This is a genomic window from Microbulbifer sp. 2205BS26-8 (genome assembly GCF_030731025.1).
Classification (GTDB): domain Bacteria; phylum Pseudomonadota; class Gammaproteobacteria; order Pseudomonadales; family Cellvibrionaceae; genus Microbulbifer; species Microbulbifer spongiae.
The window spans coordinates 1-13,335 of the sequence record NZ_JAVAMR010000015.1; the positions used below are offsets into that span (position 1 = coordinate 1).

Annotated in this window: 9 protein-coding genes; 5 read left to right on the forward strand and 4 right to left on the reverse strand. The window is 46.0% G+C overall.

Annotated features, from left to right (window positions below):
• Positions 1–244: 244 nt before the first annotated feature.
• From Q5Y71_RS07270 to Q5Y71_RS07280, 4 genes are read right to left on the reverse strand one after another with little or no spacing between them, the layout of a single operon-like run.
• A complete protein-coding gene (locus Q5Y71_RS07270; protein WP_301414824.1) occupies positions 245–1,399 on the reverse strand; it encodes a lipid-transfer protein in 1,155 nt (384 codons plus the stop codon).
• Positions 1,392–1,811: a Zn-ribbon domain-containing OB-fold protein gene (locus Q5Y71_RS17525; RefSeq protein ID WP_371877009.1), complete on the reverse strand. Its 420-nt coding sequence runs from the start codon at positions 1,809–1,811 to the stop codon at positions 1,392–1,394. The genes Q5Y71_RS07270 and Q5Y71_RS17525 overlap by 8 nt, the downstream gene beginning before the upstream one ends.
• Before the next feature lie 33 nt (positions 1,812–1,844).
• On the reverse strand, positions 1,845–3,128 hold the full coding sequence (locus Q5Y71_RS07275; RefSeq protein WP_306041207.1) for an ISKra4 family transposase: 1,284 nt from the start codon (positions 3,126–3,128) through the stop codon (positions 1,845–1,847).
• A gap of 59 nt (positions 3,129–3,187) precedes the next feature.
• Positions 3,188–5,668, reverse strand: coding sequence for a CaiB/BaiF CoA-transferase family protein (locus Q5Y71_RS07280; protein WP_306041209.1), 2,481 nt, complete (start codon positions 5,666–5,668; stop codon positions 3,188–3,190).
• A gap of 399 nt (positions 5,669–6,067) precedes the next feature.
• Here Q5Y71_RS07280 and Q5Y71_RS07285 point away from each other — a divergent pair, with 399 nt between their 5' ends.
• The 5 genes from Q5Y71_RS07285 (at position 6,068) to Q5Y71_RS07305 (ending at position 13,278) form a co-directional block, all read left to right on the forward strand.
• The gene (locus Q5Y71_RS07285; protein WP_306041211.1) at positions 6,068–6,616 is read left to right on the forward strand and encodes a hypothetical protein; all 549 of its coding nucleotides are present in this window, start codon (positions 6,068–6,070) and stop codon (positions 6,614–6,616) included.
• A gap of 465 nt (positions 6,617–7,081) precedes the next feature.
• The gene (locus Q5Y71_RS07290; protein WP_306041213.1) at positions 7,082–10,111 is read left to right on the forward strand and encodes a TonB-dependent receptor; all 3,030 of its coding nucleotides are present in this window, start codon (positions 7,082–7,084) and stop codon (positions 10,109–10,111) included.
• A gap of 207 nt (positions 10,112–10,318) precedes the next feature.
• Positions 10,319–10,813 carry a hypothetical protein gene (locus Q5Y71_RS07295; protein WP_306041214.1) on the forward strand — a complete coding sequence of 165 codons (495 nt, stop codon included), beginning with the start codon at positions 10,319–10,321 and terminating at the stop codon, positions 10,811–10,813.
• Positions 10,814–11,432: 619 nt separating this feature from the next.
• Entirely contained in the window at positions 11,433–11,756 is a 324-nt protein-coding gene (locus tag Q5Y71_RS07300) for a hypothetical protein (protein WP_306041216.1), read from the forward strand.
• A 94-nt stretch (positions 11,757–11,850) separates the two neighbouring features.
• Complete coding sequence (locus Q5Y71_RS07305) at positions 11,851–13,278, forward strand: CoA transferase (RefSeq protein ID WP_306041218.1); 1,428 nt, start codon at positions 11,851–11,853, stop codon at positions 13,276–13,278.
• The last annotated feature ends 57 nt before the right edge of the window (positions 13,279–13,335 follow it).

Here is a 13,335-nt window from a genome sequence, read left to right on the forward strand (position 1 = left end):
TGGCCCCAGTGAAATTTCTATGGAATTATCGCATTTCTTGGGTTTTTCAGCAGCCTGATAGCCATAAAATGGCTGATATAATAATTTGAAATGTGGTCATTGGAGTATTAGACAATAGTTCATTATCTAATAAAATTAGAGAAACCAATAACCGAATTGACAATACAGTTTATCTAAACTATCAAGCAGAGTGTACATCCTATACCGCTGTTTGAGAATATTAATGATGACAGTGTTTCACATTTCATGATAGGTTTAGAACCAGCCCACTCATACCTGATGATACCAGTACATGCTCCACATTTTTCACTTGATTAACTGCGCTTCCACGCAACTGTCTCACCCCCTCAATAATATTATTAACGCCGTGTATGTATGCTTCTCCAATAAGGCCGCCATTTGGATTCACCGGAATCCGTCCGTCCAAGGCGATATTTCCCTCTTTGACAAAATATTTACCTTGTCCATAATCACAAAAACCAAGAGCTTCAAGTTGCATTAGCACTATCGGTGTAAAATGGTCATAGAGCATCGCCACCTGGAAATCCTCTGGAGTCAGCCCCGATTGCCGATAGAGTTCTTTTCCCAAAAATCGAGCTTCTTTAAATATCGATAACTCACCATGATAATAATTAGTGACAACTTCAACACCAAATGGTACCACTTGAGTAGCGGCCTTTATTTGCACCGGTGCTTGCTTAAGATCACGAGCAATATCACTATTGGTTATGACCATTGCAACTCCGCCATCACTCTCTTGGCAGCAGTCGAGTAGACGCAGAGTTGGCTCTATAATCCACCTTGAGGCTTGGTGTTCATCCAGGGTAATGGGTTTTTGATAAAACCAGGCTGCGGGATTCGTTGCTGCATGCTTTCTCATAGCAACGGAAACATGTCCAAGGTCAGCATTACTGACCTCATATACATCCATGTAACGCTGTAAATTCATTGCCATCCAATTGGCCGGAGACAGCGCTCCAAATGGCATACTCCAGGTGATGAAGTCAGAACCAGAACCCTGTCTGCCTGGTACCAATTGTGCTTGACCAAAGCGTTGTCCAGAGCGTTCATTCATGGCACGCCAAACAACCACCATATCAGCCAATCCTGCAGTTACGACCGCCGCTGCATGAGACACGACACCGCAGGCTCCACCTCCACCGTGCGGCACTCTGGAGGAAAAACGCAAGTTTTCAATACCAAGAGACCGCACAAGATCAATGTCTTCACTATTGTCCAGCGTAAATGTACTCATACCATCGACATCCGATGGCGAAACACCGGCATCGTCAAGCGCCTGTTTGATACATTCACAGGCGAGTTGCAGTTCGCTTCTTCCAGAGTTTTTTGAAAACTCTGTTTGCCCGATACCCACAATTGCAGCATTCAGTTTAGACATGGGTATTCTCAGGGTTCGCTTGGATCGGGCGAAATTGGTGAATAGTCTTGCCGCCAACTGTTTGTATAAAACAGATTTCAAGATCCATTCCAGGCCTTAAATTTCTGGTATCGCACTCAACCAGGTTACTTAATAGACGCACCCCGCAGGCTAAATCCACCAGAGCAGTGATCAATGGATATTCAAACATCGGGATTTTTGGGTGACGAGGTAAACACCAACAATATAATACCGCCTTACCGTCTACCGAGACATGCTTGTGCTTGAGACTATAGCACTGTGGACACATCGGACGTGGTGGATGCAAAAAAATTTGACATTGAGCACATTGCTGAATCTGTAACTCATTGCGGTTCAGTGCATCCCAAAAGAATTGGTTTTCAGGGCTCGGCACCGGATCTGGTCGCATCATTTTAATGTGCGTCCATTTTGCTGAACATTGGTTTCAAGGTATTCCAATGGGAATCACTGAACCCATAATATTTCTCCATAGCTGCTCCCATCGTCCTTTTGTTTGGGTAAGTGCCCTTACTCTTAGTACAGCACAGGCGCTGTCGTACTTCCATCGCATACCGGAATTACATAATCGCTGTTTTATCAAAGTGTTACAGGCAGCTTCTGTCACTCCTGAAGCTATTGGCCAGCCGTTTTTAACAGCCTGAGGGTATCGCATAAGCATATGGTTGCTTTTCAGAAAATTGATTGTCTGAGAATGCTTTTCAGTAAGCGATGCTGTTTTACTCGGTAGATCAGCTGATACTAAATAACTTAACAGTCTACGGGCTGCGCCTTTCTTATGTTTCAATCGGTGCAGCCAGTCTTCCATCCATATCCTCCGCTGTGTTTCATTCTTGGGAAACAAGACTTGGGAAGCATTTGATACATGTTCGGTTAAATGGCAGAAATCAAGAATCTGAAAATGAGTATGTCTTTTTAGAAACACCAGATTATCGTGGGCGCTATCTATAACACCAATATAATTAACTCCAGGATATTGTACCTTGACCTTTTCAATTTCTTTTTGAAGCTGTTTTAGAAAGGTGGCTTTGTCATTGTCAGGGCTTGACGCCGTGTATATAATATGTAGGCGATTTCCGGGTTTATCATACAGACTGATTGTGCCGCAAGTTGCTTCACGCCATCCATCATCGCATGGTAACAAGCAAGTACCATCTAGGCTGATTGAGATTGACGATACAGGTGCATTCAATTTTGGGAGTTCATACTCAGCGTCCCTATAGGTTTTGGCGAGTGAACCAACATCATCGGACAATCGTTTGATGTATGAGCGTGCCAGCTTGCGGTTATGGTTGAGTTCAAGGTCTTCTTCAACAACTGGGGCAGCCATTTTGCTATATTTCCACGTAACCATTTTGGCCAGCTTCGGTGTTGCTGCACCTATTATTCCGCCGTTAAAATCAAGCGGTGAGAAGGTAGGGCCGCCGCCACTCCCTTGATAAACATTTCTGTCTAATGAGACAGGCCCATAGGGCGTTTCATAGCGTTTAGTTACCTGGTGCTTGTAGGTAAGCTTACGCCCATTGACAATGATTGGCTCATGGCCTGGTTTCTCATAATGTGCCAGAATCTCCGCTGTGCCCAGTCTGCCCGCCTCATTAAGTGCTTTTTGAAGACTGTCTTCACTGGCAAGCAGATTGCCTTTCTGGATAGATACTTCTATCTGAATGGTTATGGTATGGCCGTTACGAGAAAGTTGGGCTGTATTCATAATTGGTGGCTGTTTTATTCTTAGAAGGCACCTACTCTATTATACTTTGATATAAAAAATCAGCTCGTTGGGGTTTCCAATGGATACCTATAAGAGGACTCATCTGCGACTATTTGTTGCTCAAACAGCTTTGCCTGCCTGGCTTCGTCATAACCTAATTCACTGAGGATTGCTCGGGTTTGTTTGCCGACGATCAACGGTCCACTTTTCGCCAATGCAGGTGTTGCGGAAAAATCATAGGGTACACCGACTTGGCCGATTGTACCAACTACCGGGTGTGGAAAAGAGGACAGCCAGTTGCGATCCAATAAAAAGGAATCACTTCGCCACATATCACGGCTAAATTTGCTATTGGCCACCTCGCAGGGAATCCCTGCACCGTCAAGCCGATTAAACCACTCGGCGGCACTGTGGGCCTGAAAATGCTCCATTAGCAATTCTGTCAGTGCGTGATCATTGTCACTGCGCGCTGGGACACTATTGAAACGCTCATCGCATCTCAACTCAGGCATTCCAAGCAGCTCGAATAATTTATCCCAATGTTGATTTTCACTGAGTGCTATGCAAATGTAATCATCCAGAGTTTTGTATAAACGGTATCCCGCACTGAAACCCAACGCATCTCGTGACATATAGGGCCGCTGCACAGCTCCGCCATCTTCTTTAGCCAGGATATGAGAAGTATTAAAGAGGTGGGCATTAACAATGGATGTATCCACAAATTGCCCTTTACCGGTTTTCTCCCTCTCCAGCAAGGCTTGAATAATTGCATTGGCCGCCAGATAACCGTTGCCCGTATCGCCTAGTGTCGTTAGGCTCCAATAGGGACGCCCACCGTCACCACAGGCACCATCTTCCCATTGCACTCCAGCTAATGCTGAACCAGTTTGATCGTTACCCGGCAGTTTTTCTCTGCGGCTTTTTTCAAACCCTCTGGTGTGGCAATAGATTAACTCGGGATGACTTTCTCGCAAGGAGGCGTAATCCAAACCTTTACTTTCAACCGCATTATAGCGCATATTGTGAATAACAACATCGGCTTTGGAAATTAACTGTTTGATGATCTCCACACCCTGTGGATCTCGCATATTGATGGCGATACTGTCTTTGCCACGGTTAGCTGACATTGCGATTGCATTGGAATGCCAATACCAATCGTATGTTGCATTCACTTTGATAACGCGCGCGCCTAGATCAGATAATAACTGCGCTCCGAATGGACCTGCAATCGCAAGTCCCAAATCAATCACGATAACACCTTCAAGTGGCTGCTTTAATAATGCATTACCAAACTGGTCAGTTGTGCGTATATGTCCTGCAGCCTCTTGCCTTACTTCATCAGTATGCTCTCCAGAAACTGCATAGCCCTGCTTTACATGCGCTTTATGATTTTCCAGGGAATAAAGGCTGCCAACCTGATGTGTAGTACCATATTTAGGATCGTCAACTTTGGCGACACAGCCATCCTGTAAAAACAACTCATCACTTAAAGCTTCTTCAGGAGTGCGAATTTTCTGTATACATTGTCCCGCTACCTCACCCGCCGCCACCCACTCGTCGGCTGTGAATTTCTTAAATGCCTCTGTCAACTGCGGATAGTAGTGGTCAAGTACCAGCATGTCGTCCATTGCCGGCATGATACGATCCGGATCGTCGCGGGATGACATATCCGGTGCTGGGTTCAATGTGTTACCACGGGAAGCACCAAGCACAAACCTTGGGTTTGGCACCCAGTTGATTATCCAGCGACCATCGGCACATTCAAAATTGCCCCGTGGTGAGCGGCTGTCATTGATCCAGGTTGAAAAATGCGGTGCATGAGGGAATTCTCCATAGCTGTAGGCAAGTGTTCCAGCGGTCAGTGCCCCCTGCATCAGACTGGTTTCAACCCACTGACCAAGGCCCGTTTTCTGGCGCACCAGCAGGGCTGCATTAATGCTGGTCATAGCAGCGTAAGCAGCGCCCAGACTAGGCCAATAGGTACCTGTAAAAAGGGGACCATCGCGGTCCTCATGACGAGGGCCAACTACGCTATCTGATGTGAAATGAATATCGGCGAAGGGTACTTCACCCCCTTTCACATGGTACTGTGCACCAACGCGGCCACGTTGTTCATAGTGCAGACCAAGCTTGGCGGAAACCAGCGCATCCACGGCTGGGCGATCCGAATAAGGGGTGTCTCGTCCGTAGCCAGTGATAGAACAGACAATCAATGCTGGGTTGATCCGTTGCAGGCTTTCAAAATCAACCCCCAATTTTTTGGCGACACCGGGTGAATAACTTTCGACCAGGATATCTGCACTCCTAACCAATTGGTAAAAAAGATCAAGTTCAGCAGAATCTTTCAAGTCATAACAGGCGCAGCGCTTACCTCTTTGCCAAACATGGTATCCGAGCTGTGTATCTCGATTGGGATCGCCCGCAGGCCCTTCGATTTTGATAACCTCCGCGCCACTTTCTGATAAAACCATTGTGGCCATCGGGCCAGCAATGCCCCGCGATAAGTCAAGAATTTTAATTTTATCGAGTACTCCAGCCATACTCTGTTCCTGATATCCCTATTTGTTGTTTTATACGTCTTTTGGCAACCATATCACTTTTCGTATATTTTTTGCAACTATTTTACGATTGATGTCACTTTTTTTACTAAAATGTTATATGATCGTATCAATACCTCTGAATTAATACAAAATAAAACGACGGACAGTCACAAAAGAAAGGCCAGACCCACAGGTAAAAACTTAGATCCCTTCAGGTTTTAGGGCGTTCTCTCAGATTAATACAATAAAACAGTCAACAACTGTCTGATACTGCAATGACCACAGCCCAAATTCCTTGTACCAGGCACTCCATAGCCAATCAGATTGAGGAGCCTGCCCTGAAAGGCAAACTGATTGCCAGTACGGACGATTTTACGAGAGTTTTGGATAGAGACCCTTATGAGGTCTACATGCATACCGTTTGATGCTGATGGTATAAATATGCGTTCGGCAATGCCAAAAAAGACAAGAATGCTGGCTGGGAAATATAGCAACCTGGTCGCACCAATTATTGAGCAAGGTATGAAACTCAATCATAACCGAAAGCTGGTCTGCTCATACAGCAAGGACTTGCCAGTTAATGATTCCCCTGTCAAATCCTATGGGATACTGAGTATAAGTTTCCCAGACTGGATATGTCTGTATCGTCAATCTCTGTCAGTTCCAGTAAAACCTGCATGCCACCCTGCATTGGTGGATGGTGAAAGGCAATATACAGCACATTCGGCTTGGTCTATGTCCCCAGATATTGATTGCATACCAGTTACATGGCGTCAACCCCTGGATGTGGCAAAGCCAGTTTTTTTGACCAGTTTGAACTGGATATTGAAAAGATCAAAGTACCGTATCCAGACGCTGATGATATTGGTAGCGCAGGTAATACTCATGAGAATAGGTGTTTCCTCAAACAATATACCTATCTTCAAATTCACAATTTTCTCCATTTGAAAGATTAGTAACTTTACTCAAGAAAGAGAGTGGTGGGGGCAACTATGGATAAATATTATGGGCACACCGATTTCCACCGGTATGTTCTTAATGTTGTATCCACTAAAAGGAATACTCTATCCGTCGTTGTTCCCCATGATTGGAGTTTTCTTTAGAACAATCAGTTTATTAAAACACCAAGTATTTTTTACAGTTTCAATAGTTTGTCTTGAATTCAATACTATATCGATGTGTGGCAGTAAATTCTGGATCTTCTTATTTGGGGAGGATTGCAATAAAAGAATGGGGAAATTGCCAATATTTCAAAGAAAAAAAATAACAATCTCAGTACGGAATTGCCATGGAACGGTAATCGAGTGAATTTTTGTTCCCAGATATGGCGTCTTATCAGAGGGAGGACCTCTCTGGATCCTGACTGGGAATAAAAACTAATGATAACATATATAACGATAAGGATAAGTCACGATGCGAAACTTATACAATCCAAAAAAACTGATTATTCAAGCAATTTGTGAGATGGGGATAAATAAGCCTATTACACCTATCTGGTATGGCCTAACCGGTTGTTACCTTGTATTGAGCACTACCGCGGTCAATGCGCAGAGTAATGAAAAAGTAAGCAGTGAACAACTGCATATGGAAGAGGTAATCGTCACTTCGCAAAGAATAGAAGAAAATATTCAAAATGTTCCTATTGCAGTTACCGCTATTTCCGAGGAAGCGCTAAGAGACTTGAAAATTGAACGTGGTGATGAATTATTACGAGCGGCACCTAATGTCACCTTCTCCAAAGGTAACTTTAACAGGTACAACCTTTCCATCCGTGGTATAGGCTCTAAAGCCCTGTCCGCCAGCTCTGATCCGGGGGTTGCGGTGAGCTTTAACAATACACCTCTGCTGCGTGATCGCCTGCACGAGCAAGAGTATTTCGATGTGGAGCGGGTGGAGGTATTGCGTGGCCCACAGGGCACGTTATATGGCAGAAACGCCACAGGCGGTGTGGTGAATATGTTGCCACGTTTGCCCACACAGGAATTCGAAGCTGATATTAAGTCAGAGGTTGGAAGCTACGATACCAGACGAATGAGCGGCATGTTGAATTTACCTTTAAGTGACACCTTGGCGGCGCGGGTATCTGGGGCCATGACTAAACGGGATGGCTATGACTACAACACCGCTACCAATAACGATGTCAACAACCGTGACCTCTATTCCACACGCCTGATGCTTGACTGGTCACCCAGTGCAAAATTCAATGCAAACTTGATTTGGCAACACTTTGAAGAGGATGACCAGCGTTCCCGTACCGGTAAACAGCTTTGTACACCGGACCCAGGGCCTGGCCAGATCGATGATAGAGAGATCTCTGAGGATTATGCGTTACATTTTACCCAAGGCTGTAAGCCGATTTCTTTATATGATGAGGAATCCTATGGTGCGCCCAATGGATTCACCCTTGCCAATTTTGCCTACCTTCAGGCATGGTTTCAAACATATCCTGCAGGATACGATGCGGACGGTAATCCAGTTCTTGTTTTTAAACCAGGTAATCCCTATAAGGATATTAACCAGTCACGGAATCTGCGTAAGATTGCCACCAATTATGACCCGATGTTTAACGCTGAAAACGATGTGGTACAACTGAATTTTGAAGTGGCTCTGGCAGACAGTTTGACTTTCTTTGCGCAGTCTACATACATTAAAGACGATTATTATAGTTTTCAAGATTATAGCCGCTTTCAGTCCAATGCCATTTTTAACGATACCTCTGGGTTGTTTGATAAGAATGATGAACCTCTTAAAGACACGCAAGGATTAACACCGGGTGGTGTCTTTATGGACCCCCAGCTCGGTGCCACCACCGGGTTGACGGCAGTTGAAGTGTACGAATCGGATAGTACCCAGTGGGCTCACGAGCTGCGCCTGCAGTCTGCTTTCGATGGTCCTATTAATTTTTCCGCAGGTATTAACTACCTGGATTTTGAATCTTTGGAGGGCTACTTTCTATTTAATAATACCTATAGTCTACTGGCTGAAGTTATCTTTGAATCCCTGTATACACCGTGTAATGACGAAAATAAGAATGAGTGTTTCTATTCTGATTTAAATAGTATTGAAAATGTAGATGGGGAAGGGCACAATTATTTCTACGGCCCGAACCCGGTTGAGACTCGTTCCTCTGCTGCCTTTGGGGAACTCTATTGGGACCTTTCCGACGATGTAAAGCTCACCACGGGACTGCGTTATACCAGGGATCACAAGATAACCACGCCTATACCTCCTCAGATATTGTTAGGAGCGAGTATAAATTCCGAAGGCGAACTGGAAACTGGAGAGGCGACAGGTGGCAGTATTCGTCGTGGCTTCGATCCCCTGCCGGATGTCGTACAGAAATGGAATGAGTTTACTGGTCGCATAGTTCTGGATTGGCAAGCGCGGAACGCTTTTACCGATGAGACGATGTTTTATGTTTCCTATGCACGTGGTTATAAAGCAGGGGGCACAAATCCCCCGGAATTGGGTGTTGATCCCTCCGTGGTGCAAGTTCCTGATTTGGCGGATGCTTTTGAACCGGAATTTGTAAATGCTATGGAATTCGGTAGCAAGAATACCTTGCTAGGTGGCAATATGACATTCAATACTACTGCGTTTTTTTACGAGTATAAAGACTATCAGGTTTCTAAGATCGTGGAACGCAGTACCCTGAATGAAAACTTCGATACCCGGACCTTTGGTTTAGAATTAGAAGCTGTTTGGCTGGCGACCTCAAATACCCGCTTTAATGCAAACCTGGGTTACCTTAAAACTCGTATCGGTGATAACGAAAAATCTGTCGACGTTCTGAATCGTACCCAGGGTAATGAGGATTGGACCTTACTACGCCCCAATTTTCAAGTCGGTACAAGTTGTATTGCACCAACTGAATTGGTGAATACAATTCTCGATTCTGCTTTTTTCCCCAGTTTTGGTCACTTTATGCTGTGGTCTGCTTGCCCTGGCACATTGCGTTGGGGTGATTTTGACCCTGAAACAGACGTGGGTGTTCCTTTTGATGCTTTGATTGACTACGTATACAGACCGCTCACCGACGCCCCCAATGGCGGTCGGGGATTTGATGTGAATCTGGGGGGCAACGAACTGCCCAATTCACCCAACTATACCTTAAATTTTGGTGTAGAGCATATTATTGGGATACAGGACTGGGACTTAAGGCTGCGCGCCGATTACTACTATCAGGGAGAGAGTTATGCGCGTGTCTATAACACAGAATACGACCGTTTGAAAGCCTGGGATAATCTGAATATCTCGGCAACGCTCACCCAGCCTAACTGGGACTTTCAGGTAGAACTATATGTCAAAAATGTTTTTGACGATGCACCCATTATCGATGCCTTCACCAACGCCGATGATACAGGGCTCAGTACCAATGTGTTTACTTTGGATCCCAGGATTGTAGGCTTAAGTGTATATAAGGCCTTTGGTAATCAGTTTTAATGCTTGTACATTATGCCGGCACCTGTATCTTATAATGGTCCGGTCTAATTACCAATGGGCTTATTTTGTAATCGTGGAGGGTTGGCTTGAGTTACCCCACGAGTTTGGGCTTGGATTCTGAATTTACGCTCTTTTGTTCGTGCATTATTAAACAGGGAGTGTGATGCTGTGCCGTAGTATTTTACTTAACTAATAAGGAAAAAAACTATGATTTTAAAAAAAATATGCACCGCAGTATGTCTCTTTGTTATTGTCAGTGGTTTTGCCGGCCAGGTACATGCGGAGACCTGGTTTCCCAATGGCGCCGTTGCCATGGCCAGTATTGATGGCCTAGAGGTATCCAAAGGGACATTGGGTTTGACTTGCAATCTCATGGGTGCAGTTGACTTAGATGGTGAGAATGCCTCTGTTGGTGCTTTAGAGGTTTCAGGAGGCCCCTTTAATCTTTGTGGCGTTAGTGCACAATTTGAGAACCTGCCCTACAACATGGAAGGGAATGCAGATGGGACGGTGACCATACAAAATATCTATGTTGATGGTGCAACCGGTGACTGCGCTGGCGATTTAACCGGCACTTTTGATCAATCCACTGGTATACTGACCTTCGACAACGCAGCACTTCCGGGTGTTCCCTCTGGGGCATCCTGTGTATTGTCTGGTCAGGTGAGCACTAACCCCCAGGCTTCTTATACCAATCCATGATCAGGACATCAATAAGTCACTGCTTCTGGCGGTGAGACTTGACACGGCTTTACCATTCAGTTGTGCAGAACAGAAATATGGCCTCCCATGTACGGGCAGAATTTATTGGGAAGTCATAAGAGAGACTGGTAAAGCCGCGTTCACCTCAAGCATCATTGCCGGGATCACACAGTATGAATGCTGAAATATCAGGAAAAGGGGATTTTGGGACATCATGCAGAGCAATCAGAGTCATCTTCTGTAATCTTTGCGATCAATCAGGGGGTGTGCTGACGAAGGATATGCCTTACAGGCGCCTATCCAGGTGATATTGATGCGCTGTACAAAGATACGTGTGTTCCGTAGGGTAGGGTCCCCTACAGGCGAGCTGGCGATTCGGGTACTTGTGCCTATTGTGAGTCAAGCAAACTTCACTGGCGGGGGTCTCTAGGCCGGAAGCCACCATGTTTGTACATTTGGCTTGCGTAAGCAGGTGGTTCGGTATTTTAAAGAGCATTAAACACGTGATCAGTGCGGTCAGGAGCTGATGAGATTGACAGGGCTGTCACAGTACCTACTGAAGGGGCTTTCACCATACCACCTGCTCTGCGGGTGGTTGTTGATTTTGGAGCGTTGGGAAATGATCGAATTAAAACCGGGTATCCGTTTGAAAAGCGCTGTTTGCGATACACAAATCATGGTAGTGAAAGGAAAGGGCGCACATGATCTTCGTTGTGGAGGGGTTGCCATGCAAGCGTTTAATGCAACGGGCCCTGAGGTTGCCCAACTCGTTTCTGACTCCGGGTTTGCCGCCGGAACACTGATGGGTAAAAGATATGTCAATGGTGATGGCAGTATAGAAGCTCTTTGTACCAAGCCGGGATTGGGTAGCCTATCATTGGGTCCGAAACGGGAGAGCGCACTTCAAATAAAACAGACCGAAGCACTGCCGGCCTCTGACTGATAACTCCCGACGCATCAGATGTGAACGTTCCACTTGTCAGCGGACATGACCATGGCATGCTCGCTCAGAACACCAGGACTACTCTGCCCCAATAATGCAATTTTTTCCTGCTAATATTTCGATTGATCAGTTTCTATCCGGCGTGTGTGGAGCTTACTCAAATAAACTGATGGCCGATTTGGGCATCATAGTTCACCCGGTATCCAACTTACAGGTAAGTCACCCCGTAGACGATTGGTTAGCGAGTGGCTTACTTCACTCCAGAAATGGTGCTATAGCCGACAAGCTTTGTCCGGTTCCTTTAGCCAGTTGCGCCATCGCTGCCATGAAATGCTTTTGCGCCTTGTCAGATCTGCAGATCCCGGATGCGGAACAGGGGGCAAAAATGCTCGGCTGTCGCTCATTAATCACTGGATTCATCCCAATGGGTACACAATCCGCCGGGAAAAGCTGCCATTTGATATCGTCTCTGGATGGTCAAATTGCGCTCAACCTTGCTCGCCCACAGGACTGGGAATCGCTACCGGCATTATTTGCCACTGAAGCACCTGTTTGCGATTGGGAATCCGTTCGCCACCACTCCAGGCAGCTGCCCACAAAACAACTGCTAGATTCTGGCCGCTTACTTGGCCTGGCGATTGCCGATGCACTCGCATCAGATTCCAGTACACCAAGCTGGTTCCGCATACCCTTTTCTGTTCACAATACGCAAGAGGCACTTCGCCAAACCCCTTTGAAACCATCACCTGTAATTATAGATTTGTCCTCTTTATGGGCGGGGCCCCTGTGTTCATACCTATGGCAGCAAGCTGGTGCCCATATTATCAAGGTGGAAAGCACCGGACGTCCCGATGGCGCAAGACAGGGAAATCTTGAATTTTATCAGCTGATTAACCAGGGCAAGCAATCCGTAAGTCTGGCACTTGATACCCGGCAGGGACAGAAACAACTGGAGAACCTGATCCGGCAAGCAGATATTGTCATAGAGGGCTCCAGACCCAGAGCATTACGACAAATGGGCATCCACGCCGAAGCATTATTGGCAAGCAACCCGGGCTTAACTTGGCTTAGCATCAGCGCCTATGGTCGAGGGAAACCTGCACAAAACTGGCCAGGCTATGGTGACGAAACGGCTGTAGCTGCCGGTCTCAGTCGTATTCTTTACCAAGTTTGCGGGACGTGGCGTTTTTGTGGGGATGCAATCGCCGACCCACTCACAGGGCTACACGCGGCTCTGGCAGGCTGGACAGCTTGGCGATCAGGGGGCGGAAAACTCATTGAACTGTCCCTGTACGATGTAGTTCGACACTGTATTGCAGTCACCGCACCGCAAGATAACGATTATTCCCGTCGCTATCGGGAATGGAAGCAGTATTTGCTGCAAATTCCGGCCCGCCCCGCAATAGAAAAGCTCACAATACAGTGTAGTACCGCTAAACTGGGACAGCACAATCACCTATACCTGCAGCCTGAATCAACCTTTGTGAAGAATGTTTGTGGTTCTAATTTAGCTGCAAGATGAAGACCTCTGCGCTGATTATCGACAATGTTAATTGTTACTCAAAAAATGACATAGTGA